Annotated in this window: 17 protein-coding genes; 7 read left to right on the forward strand and 10 right to left on the reverse strand. The window is 66.3% G+C overall.

Features of this window, described 5'->3' with window-relative positions; all coding sequences use genetic code 11:
- The first annotated feature begins 7 nt into the window (after positions 1–7).
- A complete protein-coding gene (gene fabZ / locus AC1ROX_RS07615; protein ID WP_493124028.1) occupies positions 8–484 on the forward strand; it encodes a 3-hydroxyacyl-ACP dehydratase FabZ in 477 nt (158 codons plus the stop codon).
- Between the two features lie 24 nt (positions 485–508).
- Positions 509–916: a lactoylglutathione lyase gene (gloA, locus tag AC1ROX_RS07620; protein ID WP_493124030.1), complete on the forward strand. Its 408-nt coding sequence runs from the start codon at positions 509–511 to the stop codon at positions 914–916.
- Between the two features lie 163 nt (positions 917–1,079).
- Here gloA and AC1ROX_RS07625 read toward each other — a convergent pair whose 3' ends face one another.
- From AC1ROX_RS07625 to gltX, 5 genes are all read right to left on the reverse strand, one after another.
- Positions 1,080–1,289: a hypothetical protein gene (locus AC1ROX_RS07625; protein WP_493124032.1), complete on the reverse strand. Its 210-nt coding sequence runs from the start codon at positions 1,287–1,289 to the stop codon at positions 1,080–1,082.
- 37 nt (positions 1,290–1,326) lie between these two features.
- A complete protein-coding gene (locus AC1ROX_RS07630) occupies positions 1,327–2,625 on the reverse strand; it encodes a citrate synthase (RefSeq protein WP_493124034.1) in 1,299 nt (432 codons plus the stop codon).
- A gap of 121 nt (positions 2,626–2,746) precedes the next feature.
- Positions 2,747–3,646, reverse strand: a complete 900-nt coding sequence (locus AC1ROX_RS07635; RefSeq protein WP_493124036.1) for a DMT family transporter — start codon at positions 3,644–3,646, stop codon at positions 2,747–2,749.
- An 82-nt stretch (positions 3,647–3,728) separates the two neighbouring features.
- Positions 3,729–5,426 carry a glutamine--tRNA ligase/YqeY domain fusion protein gene (locus tag AC1ROX_RS07640; protein WP_493124038.1) on the reverse strand — a complete coding sequence of 566 codons (1,698 nt, stop codon included), beginning with the start codon at positions 5,424–5,426 and terminating at the stop codon, positions 3,729–3,731.
- 14 nt (positions 5,427–5,440) lie between these two features.
- The gene (gltX, locus tag AC1ROX_RS07645; protein ID WP_493124040.1) at positions 5,441–6,844 is read right to left on the reverse strand and encodes a glutamate--tRNA ligase; all 1,404 of its coding nucleotides are present in this window, start codon (positions 6,842–6,844) and stop codon (positions 5,441–5,443) included.
- An 86-nt stretch (positions 6,845–6,930) separates the two neighbouring features.
- Here gltX and AC1ROX_RS07650 point away from each other — a divergent pair, with 86 nt between their 5' ends.
- Positions 6,931–9,060, forward strand: coding sequence for a ComEC/Rec2 family competence protein (locus AC1ROX_RS07650; protein ID WP_493124042.1), 2,130 nt, complete (start codon positions 6,931–6,933; stop codon positions 9,058–9,060).
- A gap of 10 nt (positions 9,061–9,070) precedes the next feature.
- On the opposite strand, the gene lexA is transcribed toward AC1ROX_RS07650, so the two are convergent.
- Entirely contained in the window at positions 9,071–9,820 is a 750-nt protein-coding gene (gene lexA, locus AC1ROX_RS07655) for a transcriptional repressor LexA (protein WP_493124044.1), read from the reverse strand.
- Positions 9,821–10,014: 194 nt separating this feature from the next.
- On the opposite strand from lexA, the gene AC1ROX_RS07660 reads away from it, so the two are divergent.
- On the forward strand, positions 10,015–10,425 hold the full coding sequence (locus tag AC1ROX_RS07660; protein WP_493124046.1) for a hypothetical protein: 411 nt from the start codon (positions 10,015–10,017) through the stop codon (positions 10,423–10,425).
- 18 nt (positions 10,426–10,443) lie between these two features.
- Here AC1ROX_RS07660 and AC1ROX_RS07665 read toward each other — a convergent pair whose 3' ends face one another.
- The 4 genes from AC1ROX_RS07665 to trpD form a co-directional block, all read right to left on the reverse strand.
- Positions 10,444–11,658 (reverse strand): molybdopterin molybdotransferase MoeA, encoded by a 1,215-nt coding sequence (locus AC1ROX_RS07665; RefSeq protein ID WP_493124048.1) that lies wholly within the window; start codon positions 11,656–11,658, stop codon positions 10,444–10,446.
- A 93-nt stretch (positions 11,659–11,751) separates the two neighbouring features.
- Positions 11,752–12,234: a cyclic pyranopterin monophosphate synthase MoaC gene (moaC, locus tag AC1ROX_RS07670; protein WP_493124050.1), complete on the reverse strand. Its 483-nt coding sequence runs from the start codon at positions 12,232–12,234 to the stop codon at positions 11,752–11,754.
- Positions 12,231–12,974: an indole-3-glycerol phosphate synthase TrpC gene (gene trpC, locus AC1ROX_RS07675; RefSeq protein WP_493124511.1), complete on the reverse strand. Its 744-nt coding sequence runs from the start codon at positions 12,972–12,974 to the stop codon at positions 12,231–12,233. The genes moaC and trpC overlap by 4 nt, the downstream gene beginning before the upstream one ends.
- A gap of 53 nt (positions 12,975–13,027) precedes the next feature.
- Entirely contained in the window at positions 13,028–14,041 is a 1,014-nt protein-coding gene (trpD, locus tag AC1ROX_RS07680; protein WP_493124513.1) for an anthranilate phosphoribosyltransferase, read from the reverse strand.
- A 71-nt stretch (positions 14,042–14,112) separates the two neighbouring features.
- Between trpD and AC1ROX_RS07685 the strand changes: the two genes are divergently transcribed.
- The 3 genes from AC1ROX_RS07685 to AC1ROX_RS07695 all read left to right on the forward strand — a co-directional run bounded on the left by AC1ROX_RS07685 (position 14,113) and on the right by AC1ROX_RS07695 (position 16,074).
- Positions 14,113–14,313 carry a heavy-metal-associated domain-containing protein gene (locus tag AC1ROX_RS07685; protein WP_493124052.1) on the forward strand — a complete coding sequence of 67 codons (201 nt, stop codon included), beginning with the start codon at positions 14,113–14,115 and terminating at the stop codon, positions 14,311–14,313.
- A gap of 101 nt (positions 14,314–14,414) precedes the next feature.
- On the forward strand, positions 14,415–14,882 hold the full coding sequence (locus AC1ROX_RS07690; RefSeq protein WP_493124054.1) for a MarR family winged helix-turn-helix transcriptional regulator: 468 nt from the start codon (positions 14,415–14,417) through the stop codon (positions 14,880–14,882).
- The gene (locus AC1ROX_RS07695) at positions 14,875–16,074 is read left to right on the forward strand and encodes an HlyD family secretion protein (protein ID WP_493124056.1); all 1,200 of its coding nucleotides are present in this window, start codon (positions 14,875–14,877) and stop codon (positions 16,072–16,074) included. The genes AC1ROX_RS07690 and AC1ROX_RS07695 overlap by 8 nt, the downstream gene beginning before the upstream one ends.
- Positions 16,075–16,121 lie beyond the last annotated feature (47 nt).

A 16,121-nucleotide genomic window follows, 5' to 3' on the forward strand; every position in this document is an offset into this window, starting at 1 on the left:
CACGGTCATGAACGCCCACACCGAGAATGCCGGCGCCGTCGTGGCGACGTCCGTCGACATCAAGCGGATCCTGGAAATGATCCCGCACCGTTACCCGATGCTCATGGTCGATCGGGTGATCGATATGAAGCTCGACCAGAGTGCGGTCGGCATCAAGAACGTCACCATCAACGAGCCGTTCTTCCAGGGGCACTTTCCGTCCGAACCGGTCATGCCGGGCGTTCTCGTCGTCGAGGCGATGGCCCAGACGGCGTGCGTTCTCGTGGTCTCGACGTTCGGCGCCGAGTCCGAGGGCAAGCTGGTCTACTTCATGTCGATCGACGGCGTACGGTTCCGCCGGCCGGTCCTGCCGGGCGACCGCCTGGAATTGCATGTCCAGAAGGTGCAGGCCCGCGCCAATGTCTGGAAGTTCTCGGGCAAGGCGATCGTCGACGGCAAGGTAGCCGCCGAGGCGACATTTGCCGCCATGATCCGAGACCGGTAATCCGCGAAAACCAGGGAGGGGATGATGCCCGATACCCAGTCCAATTTCCGCATGCTGCACACGATGATCCGCGTCATGGATCTCGACAAGTCGCTCGCCTTCTACACCGGCCCCATGGGCATGAAGCTACTGCGCAAGCGCGACGTGCCGGACGGCAAGTACAGCCTGGCCTTCGTCGGGTACGGCGACGAGCCGGAGCATTGCGTCGTCGAGCTCACCCACAATTGGGACCAGGCGAAGCCGTACGAGCTGGGGACCGGCTTCGGTCACCTCGCGATCGGCGTGCCCGATGTCTACAAGCTCTGCGAGGACGTGACGAAGGCCGGCGGCAAGGTCACGCGCGCGGCAGGCCCCGTGAAGTTCGGGACGACCGTCATCGCCTTCGTGGAAGATCCGGACGGCTACAAGATCGAGCTGATCGAGCGGAAGTAGGGCTGAGCGAAGCTCAGCCCCATGAGCGACAGGACATTGCCTCCGGCAATGTCCGAGAGCGCCGAAGGAAGAAAGACCACACGAAGCTCGAACCACCTCGAACCGACAAAAGAAGAGGCCCGCATCGCGGGCCTTTAAATCGTTCGAGACTAACCGGTGGTCCTTAGAAGAATCGCCAGTTCTCGGCCACCAGGGCCAGCGCCGCGCCGGCAATACCGGCCATCGCGACGAACAACCATGCCCGCAGGCGCGGACGACGGAAATTGTCGTTGGCCGGCCGGCCCAGCCGCACGATGCGCGGCATGACCATCGGCTTTTGGGTGGCCGCCCAGGATGTATCCCCCCGGTGCGGCCCGAACGATGATCTCTGCATGTGCTTCTCGCTTGCCTCCCGGACAGCGAATTAGCCCTTAGCCCCGCATATGGAGCGGCTTGTACGGACGCTCGGTCTGGCCGTTGTAGAGCTGACGCGGACGGCCGATCTTCTGGTCGGGATCCTCGATCATCTCGTTCCACTGCGAAATCCAGCCGACCGTACGGGCCACCGCGAAGAGAACGGTGAACATCGAGGTCGGGATGCCGATCGCGCGGAAAATGATGCCCGAGTAGAAGTCGACGTTCGGGTAGAGCTTCTTCGAGACGAAGTAGTCGTCCTTCAGCGCGATCTGCTCCATCTCCATGGCCAGCTCGAGCAGCGGGTCGTGGGCGACGCCGAGCGAGGTCAGGACCTCGTGGCAGGTCTGGCGCATCACCTTGGCGCGCGGATCGTAGTTCTTGTAGACGCGATGGCCGAAGCCCATCAGGCGGGTGTGATCCGACTTGTCCTTCACGCGGGACAGGAAGCCCGGGATGTTCTGCTTGCCGCCGATCTCGTTCAGCATGTTGATGACGGCTTCGTTGGCGCCGCCGTGGCTCGGGCCCCACAGCGAGGCGATGCCGGCGGCGATGCAGGCGAACGGGTTGGCGCCAGAAGATCCAGCGAGGCGGACGGTCGAGGTCGAGGCGTTCTGCTCATGGTCGGCGTGGAGCATGAGGATGCGGTCCATCGCCTTCTCGACGATCGGGTTCACCTCGTACTCCTCGGCCGGGACCGAGAACATCATGCGCAGGAAGTTGGCGGCGTAGGAGAGGTCGTTGCGCGGATACACGAACGGCTGGCCGACCGAGTACTTGTAGGCCATCGCCGCGATCGTCGGCATCTTCGCGACCAGGCGGTACGAAGCAACCATGCGCTGGTGCGGATCGTGGATGTCGAGCGAGTCGTGATAAAAGGCGGAGAGGGCGCCGACGACGCCGCAGCAGATCGCCATCGGATGGGCGTCGCGGCGGAAGCCGCGATAGAACTGGCTGAGCTGCTCATGAACCATCGTGTGGTTCGTGATGTCCTTTACGAACTTGTCCTTCTGCGCCTTGTTCGGCAGCTCGCCCTTCATCAGCAGGTACGAGACTTCCATGAAGTCGCTCTGCTCGGCGAGCTCTGCGATATTGTAGCCGCGATGGAGGAGGATGCCTTCGTCGCCATCGATGTAGGTGATCTTCGAGCCGCACGAGCCGGTCGAGGTGAAGCCGGGGTCGTAGGTGAACATCCCCGACTCGCCGTAGAACTTGCGGATATCGGCCAGACGCGGCCCGAGGGTGCCGTGAATGATCGGCATCTCATAGGTCTTGCCGGTTTCGTTGTCGGTCAGCGTCACGGTCGATTTGGCCATTGGATGAACTCTTTCGCAGGCTCGATTCAGGCAAGGCGCGCGCATCCCGCGGGATGCCGTTCGCCGGTTCGGCGGCACCCTAACAAGCCAGCAAAGATGGCGCAATTGTGCAGCCGAACCGCTATTTCGCGAGGCGTAGAAAGCGCAGCATGCGGCCGTCGAGCAAAGCGAGCGCGAGGCCAATCAGCAGTATGCCGGCGAACTGTCGCGGCTGCAGTCGCTCGTCCAGGATCAGGGCGCCCAGCAGGATCGCGGTGACCGGTATCAGAAATGTAACCAGCAGGAGATTGGTTGGACCCGCCACTGCAAGAATTCGGAAATACAGGACATATGCGAGTGCAGTCGAAAGCAACGCGAGGCCCGCGAGCGCGGCCCATGTGATTGCCGATGGAAACGCTGCCAACTCCCAGGGCCGATCGACGATCAGCATGATCGGCAGAATCAACATGGCGCTCGCTGTGACCTGACCGGCCGCCGCATCGAGCGGTGCCACGCCCATTCGCTTGAAGCGCCGCCCATAGATACCGGCGAAAGCGTAGGATAGGGCGGCGCCGAGGCAGGCGATCTGGCCCGCAATGCCCTGCGCGGTCGATAGCAGCGATGGTCCCGTCAGGACCGCGACGCCGGTCATCCCGATCAGCAGCGCGCCGAGCTTGAGCCCGCCGATCCGTTCGTCCTGCGTAAGGAAATGCGCGACGACCAGGGTGAAGAGAGGTGTCGTCGCATTGAGGATCGAAGCGAGGCCCGACGTGATTTGCGTCTGGCCCCAAAAGATCAGTCCGAAGGGCACGAGATTGTTGAGCAGGCCCATCGCCACAAAGCTGCGCCACGGCGTGCCGGTCCGGAAGAGGGGACGGCCGACAACGGCGAGTACGAGGTTGAGCGCGAGCGCTGCAAAGGCCACACGGCAGAACACGACCGTGAGTGGCTGCAGTTCAGCCAGCGCCACCTTGGCGAAGAAGAACGAGCCGCCCCACAGGACGGACAACGATAGCAACCAGATCCAGACGCGTGTGCTCATTGCCGCAGCGTGATGGCCGCGCGCGGCGTGATCTATCCGGCAGCCGCCGGCAATCGCGCCTCGTCTCGGGGCACCGCTACTCCTAACTCTGGACCTGCACCTTTGCCCAAGTGTCCCGCAGATCGATCGTGCGGTTGAACACCAGAGCCTTTGGCCGGCTTGCGAGGTCTGGGCAGAAATAGCCCAGTCGCTCGAACTGCACGGCTTCCCCTCCAGGTACTTGTGCCAATGAGGGCTCCAGCAGTGCGCCCGACAGGACTTCGAGCGAGCCTGGATTCAGGTCGGCGTCGAGATCGCCACCGGCGCCCGGGTCAGGGCGGTTAAAGAGCGTGCTGTACAATCGGACTTCGGCGGGAAGCGCATCCTGGGCGGACACCCAGTGCAGGGTGGCCTTTACCTTTCGACCGTCCGGCGCGTTGCCGCCGCGGCTCGCTGGATCGTAGGTGCAGCGCAGTTCGACCACGTTGCCGTCGGCGTCCTTGACCACCTCGCGGCAGGTGACGAGATAGGCGTAGCGCAACCTGACTTCTCGCCCCACCGCCAGCCGGAAGAATTTGTTCGTCGGATTCTCCATGAAGTCGTCGCGCTCGACGAAGACTTCCCTGCGGAATCGAAGCGTACGAGTGCCGGCGCCCGGATCCCCCGGATGGTTGACGGCCTCCAGCTCTTCGACGTGGTCTTCGGGAAAGTTCTCGATCACGAGCTTGAGCGGCCGCAGGACCGCCATGCGCCGATGCGCCACCTGATTGAGATGCTCGCGGATCGCGTGATCGAACATGGCGAGATCGACGACGCTGTTAGCCTTGGACATGCCGATGCGCCGAACGAAATCGCGGATCGCCTTTGGCGGCACGCCGCGGCGGCGCAGGCCTGCCAGGGTCGGCATGCGCGGATCGTCCCAGCCGCTCACGATGCCGCGCCGCACCAGATCCGTCAGGTGGCGCTTGGAAAGGACGGTGTAGCCGATATTGAGGCGGGCGAATTCGGTCTGGCGCGGCCGCGCCGGCACCGGCAAGTGGTCGAGGAACCAGTCGTAGAGGGGACGATGGTCCGCGAACTCCAGGGTGCAAAGCGAGTGCGTGACATGTTCCAGCGCGTCGGACTGGCCATGTGCGAAATCATAGTTCGGATATATGCACCACTGCGTGCCGGTGCGCGGGTGAGCCACGTGCAGGATGCGATACAGGACAGGGTCGCGCAGGTTCATGTTGCCGGACGCAAGGTCGATCTTTGCGCGCAGCACGCAGGCGCCGTTGGGAAACTTGCCGGCGCGCATGTCGCGAAACAGGCTGAGATTGGTTTCCATCGAGCGGTCGCGGTACGGCGAAGCGCGGCCCGGTTCGGTCAGCGTACCGCGCATTGCCCGCATCTCGTCGGGCGGGGTGTCGTCGACATAGGCGAGGCCGGCGCGAATGAGATGCTCGGCCCAGTCGTACAACGTCTGGAAATAGTCCGACGCATGGTACAGATGCTCGCCCCAGTCGAAGCCGAGCCAATGGACGTCCCGCTTGATGGCGTCGATATATTCCTGCTCCTCCTTCGCGGGGTTCGTGTCGTCGAAGCGAAGGTGGCAGCGGCCGCCATATTCGGTCGCAACTCCGAAATTCAAGCAGATGGACTTTGCGTGGCCGAGATGCAGATAGCCGTTCGGTTCCGGCGGAAAGCGCGTAACAATGCTTTGCACTTTTCCGCTGGCGAGATCCGACTGAACCAGGTCGCGAATGAAATCCCGCGCCTCTTCGTTCGCAGCGGCCTCCGGCATCGGCTTCTTGTCATCCATTACCTGTCTCCCGTTCAAGCGGCGGCCGCCAGCAAACGAACCTTGCTCTCGGCGGGCCCCAGCACGGCCAGCACTTCGAAGATGCCGGGCGAGGCGGTCGAGCCAGTCAGCGCGACGCGGAGCGGCTGGGCGACCTGGCCGAGCTTCAGGCCGTTTGCCTCGGCGAACTCGCGCACGGCTTCTTCAAGCGCCTTTTCGCTCCAGTCGCTGGCCTGCGGCTCCAGCGCCGGCGCGAGCTTCGCCATCACGGCACGGGCGTCGGGTGTAAGCAGCGCGCGGGCCTTGTCGTCGGCGATCGGCGGCGCGCCAGCGCGGGCGTAGAAGGCAAGACTGTCCGCGAGTTCGATCAGGGTGCGCGCGCGCTGCTTCACGCCGGAGAGGCCGCGCACGATGCGCTCGCGGCCAGCGGCGTCGACGGTGCCGAGCTTCTCCTCGATGCGCGGCAGCACCAGCGGCAGGAGCTGAGCGTCTGGCGTCTCGCGAAGGTAATGCGCGTTGAGATTGGTCAGCTTGGCCATGTCGAAGCGCGAGGCCGAGCGGCCGACGCCGTCGAGGTCGAACCACTCGATCGCCTGCGCCGTCGAGATGATTTCGTCGTCGCCATGGCCCCAGCCCAGCCGCAGCAGGTAGTTGCGCAGCGCCGCCGGCAGGAAGCCCATGTCGCGATAGGCATCGACGCCCAGCGCGCCGTGACGCTTGCTGAGCTTGGCGCCGTCGGGACCATGGATCAGCGGGATGTGGGCATAGACCGGCTCGGGCCAGCCCATGGCGCGGATGATCTGCAACTGGCGGAAGGCGTTGTTCAGGTGATCGTCGCCGCGGATCACGTGCGTCACGTCCATGTCGTGATCGTCGACGACGACGGCCAGCATGTAGGTCGGCGTGCCGTCGGCGCGCAGCAGGATCATGTCGTCGAGCTGGGCATTCTCGACCGTGACCTCGCCCTGCACGGCGTCCTTGATGACCGTCTGGCCGGTCTGCGGCGCCTTCAGGCGTACGACCGGCTTCACGCCGGCGGGCGCCTCCTTCGGGTCGCGGTCGCGCCAGCGGCCGTCGTAGCGCATCGGCTTGCCAGCGGCCTTCTGTGCCGCGCGCATCTCGTCGAGCTCCTGCGGCGAGGCATAGCAATGATAGGCATGGCCCTTGGCCAGCATCTCCAGCGCGACCTCGGCATGACGCGCGGCGCGCGAGAACTGGTAGGTGACCTCGCCGTCCCACGGCAGGCCGAGCCACGACAGCCCGTCGAGGATCGCGGCGATCGCGGGCTCCGTGGAGCGGGCGCGGTCGGTATCCTCGATGCGCAGCAGGTACTTGCCGCCGTGATGCCTGGCGAACAGCCAGTTGAACAGGGCAGTACGGGCGCCGCCGATATGGAGGTAGCCGGTGGGCGAGGGAGCGAAGCGGGTTACGACGGTCATCGGCCTGGGAACTTGTGCTCGGTAAGCGCGGGTTTTGCCGCAATTCGGGCTAAAAAGCGCGCCGTAGGTAGGGGAGCGTCCGGGTAGTGTCAAACCCGCGCGCCTGGATCCTTGAGCAGCTGGACGCCGAGCGCGGCCGCTGGATGCTATGGCTGCCCGTGGCGCTGGGGCTGGGCATCGCCGTCTACTATGAATTGCCGAGCGAACCCGCGCTCTGGGTCGGGCCGGCGTTGGCGGCCGGCTCTTTTGTCATCGCCTTCCTCGCACCATCGGGCAGCTTTGCGCGCGCGCTTGCCATCGGCGCCGTCGCGGCCTCCACGGGCTTCGGCCTCGTCGCCTGGCGCACCGCGAGTCTTGCGGCGCCGACGCTCAGCCGGCCGCTGTTCAGCCTTAACGTCGAGGGGCGGGTGGCCGACATCCAGCGCCTGCCCGACGGCGTGCGCGTCGTACTCGAGGCGGTGCGGCTCCGGGGCACTGGCGTGCCGCCGCCCGAGATGATGCCGGCCAAGGTCCGCGTGACGTTGAGCCGGGGCGCGCCGCCGCTGGTGATCGGCGACCGGCTGCTGGTGCTCGCCAATCTCTCGCCGCCCGCCGGACCGGCCTCGCCCGGTGCCTTCGATTTCCAGCGGGTCGCCTGGTACCAGCAACTCGGCGCCGTCGGTTATGCGCTGGCGCCGGCCGCGGTGATCGAGCGCGGCAAGCCCGACGGCTTCGTGCGCACCCTAGACGCGCTGCGCGCCGATCTGGCCGCTCGCATCCTCAAGGTCTTGCCCGGGCCGGAAGGCGGCGTGGTCGCCTCGTTGCTGGTCGGCGAGCAGACCGCCGTCGACAAGGACGTGGCGCAGGCGATGCGCGATTCCGGCCTCGCGCACATCCTGTCGATCTCCGGCCTGCACATCGTCTTCGTCGTCGGCCTGGTGATGGGCCTCGTGCGCTACGGCATCGCGCTGGTTCCGGCGCTGGCGCTGCGCATCGACGCCAAGAAAGTGGCGGCCGTCCTCGCGCTGATGGCCGCGCTCTTCTACACCGCGCTCGCCGGCGCGCCGGTGCCGGCGCAGCGCGCCTGCGCGATGGCGGCCTTCGCGCTGTTGGCGATCCTGCTCGACCGCACGGCGCTGTCGCTGCGCCTCGTCGCCTGGTCGGCCGTCATCGTGCTCGTCATCGCACCGGAGTCGCTGACCGGTGCCTCCTTCCAGATGTCGTTCGCGGCCGTGGTCGCCCTGATCGCGGGCTGGGAATCGGCGGCGCCCCTGCGTCGTCGCCTGCATGAGCGGGCCGAGCTCTCGCGCCACCGCTGGGCATGGCGGATCGGCGCTGCCCTGGCCGTGAGCCTGCTCACGACCCTGATCGCCTCGATCGCGACCGGCGCCTTCGCGGCCTACCACTTCAATCGCCTGTCGCTGCTCGGCGTTGTCGCCAACCTGCTGGGCGTGCCGCTCACCGGCTTCTGGATCATGCCCTGGGGCCTGCTCGCCATGTTGCTGATGCCGTTCGGGCTGGAGGCGATTGCGCTGGTGCCGATGGGCTGGGGCGTCGATTGGCTGAACGCCATCGCCTTCCATGTCGCGGCCTGGCCCGACGCCGCCATGCTCGTGCCGTCGCTGCCCGGCGCCAGCCTGTGGCTGCTGACCGCGGGCGGCCTGTGGCTCTGCCTGTGGCGACGACGCTGGCGCTACGCCGGCCTGCCTGTGGTGGCGATCGGCTTGATGCTCGGCCCGCCGCCGGCGCCCGATCTGCTGATGAGCGAGGACGGCCGCGTGCTCGGCCTGCGCGACGAGAAGGGCGTGGTCCATGTCGCCTCGGCACGCACCGACCGGTTCGTGAGCGATTCGTGGGCACGCCGGCAGGGGCAGGAAGGCGCCAAGCGCTGGACCGTGAGCGCCGACCAGGAGGCGGCCGGCCTCGGCTGCAACACCGGGCTCTGTCGCTGGCGCAAGGGGCCGTGGCGCATCGCCATGGTAAGCGACGACCGGCGCCTCGCCGAAGCCTGCGGTTCGGCCGACATCGTCCTGTCGACCGTCGATGCGCAGGCACGCTGTCGCGGCCCGCGTCTCGTCATCGACCGGCGCGATGCCTGGAAGGATGGCGCGCATGCGCTGTGGCTCGACGATCTCAATGTGCGCCGCGAGACCGCCAACGGCCGTCGTGGCGACCGGCCCTGGGTGCCCAACAGTTCGATGCGCCAGACCGCGCCGGTGAAGGCGCCGGGTGCCTGACGAACCTGCCTCAGTGATAGCGGCGATAGAGGCCGGCGAGGCGGCCCTGGATCTTGACCCGGTCGGGTCCGAAGATGCGGGTCTCGTAGGCGGCGTTGGCGGGCTCCAGCGCGATCGACGCGCCCTTCTTGCGCAGGCGCTTCAAGGTCGCCTCGGTATCGTCGATCAGCGCCACGACGATCTCGCCGCTCTCGGCGGTGTCGGCGCTCTTGATGATGGCGATATCACCGTTCTGGATGCCGGCCTCGACCATCGAGTCGCCCTGGACTTCGAGGCAGTAGTGGGCGCCCGAGCCCAGCAGGGAGACGGGGACGTCGACGGTCGTCGAATTGTCGCGCAGCGCCTCGATCGGCGTACCGGCGGCGATCCGGCCATAGAGGGGCAGGCTCAGCGCCTGCGCCTCGTTGGCGGCCTGGATGGCGCCGGCCAACGGCACCCGGTCGGCGCGCACGATCTGCGGCACGAAGCCTTCGCGGCCTTCGGAGAAACCGGCGCGGCGAGCCTCGGCGAGCAGCGGCGTGACGTTCGGCGCCGGCAGAGCGGCGCTGTCCGGCAGCTTCATGACCTGCAGCGCGCGGGCGCGATGCGGCAGGCGGCGCAGGAAGCCACGCTCCTCGAGGCCGGTGATCAGGCGATGGATGCCGGACTTGGACTTGAGCCGCAGCGCTTCCTTCATCTCGTCGAAGGAGGGCGACACGCCGTCGTCGTTGAGCCGCTTGTTGATGAACAGAAGCAGTTCGTTTTGCTTGCGGGTGAGCACCGTCTTCTCCCCAGAACGCCTACCGGATTTAGGAACAAATCCTGAAACCCGGCACATGTTCTAGTTTAGTTCCGCCAAAAGGTCAACTTATCCCGAGGACAACGGGGATTGCGATGCTTCGAGAGGTCTCCCAAACCGAGCGCTTCACTGACTTGAAGGTACTATGCTGACGGATGCGAAAGCTGGAGTTTTGGATGCTGCGCTGGAGTCTCGGAAGTCTTCTTGTCTTGCTCGCGCTCCAATCGACGGATGCGGCGGCTTGCTGGATTGCGCGCGTCGAACGAACGGCAAACGGCGTCGACGTCTATTTTTCGGGCATTCGCCGTGTCGATGTGAACGGCCCGGGTTCGAAGGCCCGCAGGTACATCGCTTTTCCGGCCAACGCCGACCGAGTTGTTTTATACGACAATGAGCCGCCTGCCATGGCTGTGGCCGCTGTCCCGGCGGTCCTCGGCGACAGGCTGTTTTCCGCAAATTCTCATCATGATTTTTGCAGTCTCGTCGTCGTGGTCAAGGATGGAGCGATAGGGCTGGAGGCGGACGCCAACACACATTTGCCAGGGCTGCCTCCGGTTTCATCCAAGACATTCATTCCGGCGAAGTAGGCCGGGACACCTACGCCTTCAGTAGCCGCCCGGAAGCCCCGTCAGATCGACGACCTGCACGGTGTCGCCCGTCTTGCGCGCCGGATCATGGGCGGGCCGGATCATCAGCCCGTCGCAGGCCGCCAGCACCGACAGCATCGAGCTGTCCTGCACGGGATGCGGGTCGACGGTGAGCGATCCGTCGGCGGCACGGACGAGACGCGAGCGGACATAGTCCTCGCGCTGGTCGTTTTGCTTCACGTCGACCGCGAGACGCGCGGGCTGGGTCCGCACGAGGTCGCCGGACTGGCCCAGCATCCGCTCCAGCGCGGGCTTCATGAACAGGAGCGAGCAGACCATGGTCGAGACGGGATTGCCCGGCAGCCCAAGCACGCGCGCGCGGTCGCGGGCGGCGAACATCAGCGGCTTGCCCGGACGCATGGCGATCTTCCAGAAATCCATGTCGAAGCCCTGCGCCTTCAGCGCGCCCTGCACGAGATCGTGGTCGCCCACCGAGGCGCCACCCAGGGTGATGAGCAGGTCGTGCTGCGCGCCGGCCTCGATGCAGCTCTCGATCAGCTTCGCGTCGTCACGCGCGATGTCGAACAGCGTCGGCTCGCCGCCCCAGCCGCGCACGAGGGCCGCGACCGCGATGCCGGAGGAGGAGACGATCTGGTTCCGGCCGACCGGCTCGCCCGGCATCACGAGTTCGTCGCCGGTGGAGAGGATGGCGACCCTCGGCTTGCGATGGACCGAGACCCAGGGGTGGTTCATGGCGGCGATCAACGCCACGTCGCGCGTGGTGAGGGTTCGGCCCGCCTTCAGTGGCGTGTCGCCGCCGGAGAAATCGAGCCCGGCCTTGCGGATGTGACGCCCGAGGCGCGGCGGGTCGAGGATGGTGATCTTCGGCCCGTCTGCCGTGGTGTCTTCCTGGATCACGATGGAATCGGCGCCCATCGGCAGCGGGCCGCCGGTGAAGATGCGCACGGCCTCGCCGGGCTGCAGGGCGTGATCGTAGGAGCCACCGGCCGGCGCCTGTCCTACAAGGTTGAGGGTCGTCGGCACCGCGGGCACATCGGCCGCGCGCACGGCATAGCCATCCATCGCCGAGAGATCCGCCGGCGGTTGTGTCAGGCGTGCCTGGGGCGGTGTCGCGAGAACGCGGCCGGCGGCATCGGCGACGGACACGATCTCCGACGGAAGCGGCTCGAAGGTCGCAATTATTCGGGCGTGAGCGTCACGAACGGAGAGCATTTATCGCCTCATTGGAGCGCGCCACTCCAGTGGCGCTCAAGCATCGTCGTGGGGCCAAGACATGAGCGCAACTGGAGTTGCGCGCTCCAATGATCAGGCATCCCATGTTCCCGACTTGCCGCCGGACTTGTGCAGGAGCTTCACCTCGGAGATCACCATGCCGCGATCGACCGCCTTGCACATGTCGTAGACGGTGAGGGCGGCAACGGACGCGGCCGTCAGTGCTTCCATCTCGACGCCGGTCTTGCCCTTCAGCTTGCAGGTCGCCTCGATGTCGACCGCCTTGCGCTTCGGGTCGAGCGACAGTTTCACGTCGACCGAGGAGAGGGCGAGGGGATGACAGAGCGGGATGAGGTCGGGCGTCTTCTTCGCGGCCATGATGCCGGCGAGCTGCGCCACCGCCAGCACGTCGCCCTTCTTCGCTTTCTTGTCGCGGATCAGCTTCAGCGTCGCGGCCTGCATGGTGACGCTGGCGCGCGCGACCGCGACGCGCTCGGTGATCTCCTTGTCGCCGACATCGACCATGCGGGCGTTGCCGCCTTCGTCGAAATGGGTGAGTGCGGCCTTCCGCTTCATGCCGCCTCGCGCACCAGCATCTCGCGCACGGCCGCCTCGACGTCGGGCTTGCGCATGAAGCTCTCGCCGATCAGGAACGCCGAGGCACCGACCTTGGCCATGCGCGCGAGATCGGCCGGGGAGCCCAGGCCGCTTTCGGCCACCAGCACGCGGTCCTTCGGCACCAGCGGTGCGAGCTTCTCGGTCGTCGCGAGATCGACGGCAAGCGTCTTCAAGTTGCGGTTGTTGACGCCAATGAGATCGGCATCGACCTGGAGTGCACGTTCCAGTTCGGGCGCGTCATGCACCTCGACCAGCACGTCCATGCCCCATTTGTGCGCGAGCTTCGCCAGCTCGGCTGCCATCGCATCGTCGAGGCAGGCCATAATCAGCAGGATGCAGTCGGCGCCGAGCGCGCGGGCTTCCGGCACCTGATAGGGATCGATCATGAAGTCCTTGCGCAGTACCGGCAGCTTCACCGCGGCGCGCGCCTGGGTCAGGAACTCGTCCTTGCCCTGGAAGTAGGGCTGGTCGGTCAGGATCGACAGGCAGGTCGCGCCGCCACGCTCATAGGACCGGGCGAGGGACGGCGGGTCGAAATCTTCGCGGATCAGCCCCTTGCTAGGTGACGCCTTCTTGATCTCGGCGATCAGGCCGTAGCGGCCGTCAGCGATCGTGGCCTTGAGCGCCTTCGCGAAGCCACGTGGCGAATCGGTGTCACGGGCCAGGTTCTCGACGACCCTGAGCGATCGCTGCGACATGCGCCCGGCTACATGGCGCTTCTTGTCGGCAACGATCCTGTCGAGCGTGTCGCTCATGCGCAAATCCTCTTCAATATCGCCAGCGCTTCGCGGGCCTTGCCGCTGTCGATCGACTGGGCCGCCATGGCGGCGCCTTCCTTCAGGTCACGCGCCTTGCCCGCGACCATGATCGCGGCGGCGCTGTTCAGCAGCACGATATCGCGGAAGGCGTTCTTTTCGCCGCCCAGCAGCGCGTGGATCGCCTCGGCATTGTGCGCCGCGTCGCCGCCCTTGAGTTCGTCGAGCGTGGCGCGTCTGACGCCGATCTCCTCCGGCGCGATCTCGATCTCGGTCACCTTGCCGTTCTCGAGCGAGGCGGCCCAGCTCGCGGTCGTCGTGGTCAGCTCGTCCATGCCGTCCTGCCCGTTCACGACCAAAGCGCGCTCGAGGCCGAGCTGGCCCAGCGCCTCGGCGACCGGCTTCAGCCAGCGGCGGTCGAACACGCCCACGAGCTGGCGCGTCACCAAAGCGGGGTTCGACATGGGGCCCAGCAGGTTGAAGATGGTGCGCGAGGGCGCCAGCTCGACGCGGGGGCCGGCGACGTTGCGCATCGCGCTGTGATGGCGGGGGGCCATCAGGAAGCAGACTTTCGCCTCGACCAGCGCCTTCTCCAGCGCCTCGATCGGCACTTCGAGACCGATGCCGAGGGCCGACAGGACGTCGGCCGCGCCGGACTTCGAGGTGAAGGCGCGATTGCCGTGCTTGGCGACCGGGATGCCGGCGCCCGCCACGACGAAGGCCGAGCAGGAGGAGACGTTGTAGGTGCCGTGATGGTCGCCGCCGGTGCCGACGATGTCGATCGTGCCCTCGGGCGCTTTCACACGCAGCACCTTGGCCCTGAGCGCCCGCGAGCCGCCGGCCAGTTCCTCGGCCGTCTCGCCGCGGACCTTGAGGCCCATCAGGAAGGCGCCCATCTGGGCCGGCGTGGCGTCGCCCGACGTCATGATGCCGAAGGCACGCTCAGCCTCGTCGATGCCGAGGGTCTCGCCGTTGCCCACCTTGGCCAGAAGGCCGCGAAAATCGTCGATGTCGCCGCTCACCCAGAACCCCGTACTTTTGCCTCTTGCCGGTTCGGCCGGCGGGCGCGAAGCTATATCACATGGCACAAGAACTCATCCTCAAGGTCACCGGCATGGATTGCGACGGCTGCGTAAAGGCCGTCACCCGCGCCGCCACTGGCGCCGGCACTGCGCCTCTCTCGGTTGATCTCAAGAGCGGGGAGATGCGTCTTCCCGAGGGCGCGGACATCCCCGCCATCAGCAAGGCGATCCAGCGCGCTGGCTTCGGTGTCGCGCCCTAAGGCGCTGATCTAAAAGAGATTTTCGGCGATTTAAATCTGTCGCCATAAGCCCTTGTCAAAATAATAAGCAAGCTTATCTTAAGCTGACTTAAGAGAAACCCATGGAACTCCCTGAACGCAATCTCGGCTTTCTGCTGCACGACGTGGCCCGGCTGATGCGCAAGCGCTTCGAGCAGAATGCGCGCGGCCTCGGCCTGACGCGCTCGCAGTGCTCGGTCTTGGCACATCTCGCGCGCAACGAGGGCATCCAGCAGAGCGGGCTGGCCGACATCCTGGAAGTCGAGCCGATCACGCTGACGCGGCTGCTCGACCGGCTGGAGGAGGGCGACCTCGTCGAACGACGCGCCCATCCGACCGACCGGCGCATCCGCCAGCTCTACCTGACCGACAAGGCCCATCCGCTGCTGGCCGACATTTTCACCATTGGAGCCGCGACCCGCGGCGAAGCGTTGGAAGGCGTGGCCGAGGAAGATCGCGACCGGTTGTTTGCCCTGCTGTCGAGCATGAAGGCCAATCTCCTGGCCAAGGCTGCGCCGGCGGTGGCCGAGAGGAGTACGAGTAATGGCTAACAGGAGCTCATTCCGGCAGAGCGAGCTTGCAGACGAGGTGACCGCGCCCGTTCCCGGGCCCGCCGCCAACGATGCCGACCAGGCCGCGGCCGAGAAGCTGCTGCAGCGCTTCGAGGTTTCCGCGCCCCCGAAGGCGAAGCTGATCAAGGCGCGGCAGAGGCCCGGCAACCTGCGTCGCATCCTGCTGATGCTCGGTCCGGCCGTCGTGCTGGCCGGCAGCCTGTATGCCTACATGGCGGGCGGCCGCTACGTTTCGACCGACAATGCCTATGTCCATGCCGGCAAGCTCACCGTCGCGACCGACGTGTCCGGCATCGTTGCCAATGTCGCCGTGCACGAGAGCCAGGCGGTCGAGAAGGGGCAGGTCCTGTTCACCCTCGACCAGGAGCCGTTCAGGATCGCGCTGGCCGGCGCCGAGGCCAATCTCGGCGCGGTGCGCAACCAGATCGTGACGCAGCAGGCGACCTATCGCCAGAAGCTGGCGCAGATCGAGCAGGCCAAGACCGATATCGGTTTCTTCGAGACCACCACACAGCGCCAGCAGGACCTGCTAAAGCGCGGCGTCGCGGCCCAGGCGACCTTCGACCAGGCCAAGCGCGACCTCGATACCGCGCGCGAGCGGCTGCTCATGGCGCAGCACGATGCCGACGCGGCGCTGGCGCAGCTCGGCGGCCGTGCCGACGCGCCGATCGAGCAGAACCCGAATTTCCTCTCCGCGCAGGCGCAGGTCGACAAGGCGAAGCGTGACCTCACGCGCACCACCGTGCTGGCGCCGATTCCCGGTATCGTGACCAACGTCGATGCGCTGCAGGTCGGCGAATACCTGCCGGCGGCGCAGGCGGCGTTCAGCCTCGTCTCGACGGCCGACGTCTGGGTCGAGGCGAACCCCAAGGAGTCCGACCTCACGAACCTGAAGCCGGGCGACAAGGCGACCGTGTCGATCGACGCCTATCCCGGCCGCGAATGGAAGGCGACGGTGACCAGTCTCGCCCCGGCGACAGGCGCGGAGTTTTCCGTGCTGCCGGCGCAGAATGCGACGGGCAACTGGGTGAAGGTCGTCCAGCGCGTGCCGATCCGCCTCAAGGTCGAGATGCCCGAAGACGCGCCGCCGCTGCGCACCGGCATGAGCGCCTATGTCGAAATCGACACCGGCCATCATCGCCAGCTCGCGGACCTGTTCAGCGGATTTTGATTCGCTGGGGGCGCGCCACTCCAGTGGCGCGATCTTCCCTTGAACCA

This window comes from Reyranella sp. GW821-FHT14A01 (assembly GCF_058803965.1).

What these genes read in the sequence shown, in the direction of transcription:
- fabZ (WP_493124028.1), top strand. Translation starts at nt 8, where the DNA reads ATGAACGCCCACACCGAGAATGCCGGCGCCGTCGTGGCGACGTCCGTC.
- gloA (WP_493124030.1), top strand. Translation starts at nt 509, where the DNA reads ATGCCCGATACCCAGTCCAATTTCCGCATGCTGCACACGATGATCCGC.
- AC1ROX_RS07625 (WP_493124032.1), bottom strand. Translation starts at nt 1,289, where the DNA reads ATGCAGAGATCATCGTTCGGGCCGCACCGGGGGGATACATCCTGGGCG.
- AC1ROX_RS07630 (WP_493124034.1), bottom strand. Translation starts at nt 2,625, where the DNA reads ATGGCCAAATCGACCGTGACGCTGACCGACAACGAAACCGGCAAGACC.
- AC1ROX_RS07635 (WP_493124036.1), bottom strand. Translation starts at nt 3,646, where the DNA reads ATGAGCACACGCGTCTGGATCTGGTTGCTATCGTTGTCCGTCCTGTGG.
- AC1ROX_RS07640 (WP_493124038.1), bottom strand. Translation starts at nt 5,426, where the DNA reads ATGGATGACAAGAAGCCGATGCCGGAGGCCGCTGCGAACGAAGAGGCG.
- gltX (WP_493124040.1), bottom strand. Translation starts at nt 6,844, where the DNA reads ATGACCGTCGTAACCCGCTTCGCTCCCTCGCCCACCGGCTACCTCCAT.
- AC1ROX_RS07660 (WP_493124046.1), top strand. Translation starts at nt 10,015, where the DNA reads ATGCTGCGCTGGAGTCTCGGAAGTCTTCTTGTCTTGCTCGCGCTCCAA.
- AC1ROX_RS07665 (WP_493124048.1), bottom strand. Translation starts at nt 11,658, where the DNA reads ATGCTCTCCGTTCGTGACGCTCACGCCCGAATAATTGCGACCTTCGAG.
- moaC (WP_493124050.1), bottom strand. Translation starts at nt 12,234, where the DNA reads ATGAAGCGGAAGGCCGCACTCACCCATTTCGACGAAGGCGGCAACGCC.
- trpC (WP_493124511.1), bottom strand. Translation starts at nt 12,974, where the DNA reads ATGTCGCAGCGATCGCTCAGGGTCGTCGAGAACCTGGCCCGTGACACC.
- AC1ROX_RS07685 (WP_493124052.1), top strand. Translation starts at nt 14,113, where the DNA reads ATGGCACAAGAACTCATCCTCAAGGTCACCGGCATGGATTGCGACGGC.
- AC1ROX_RS07690 (WP_493124054.1), top strand. Translation starts at nt 14,415, where the DNA reads ATGGAACTCCCTGAACGCAATCTCGGCTTTCTGCTGCACGACGTGGCC.
- AC1ROX_RS07695 (WP_493124056.1), top strand. Translation starts at nt 14,875, where the DNA reads ATGGCTAACAGGAGCTCATTCCGGCAGAGCGAGCTTGCAGACGAGGTG.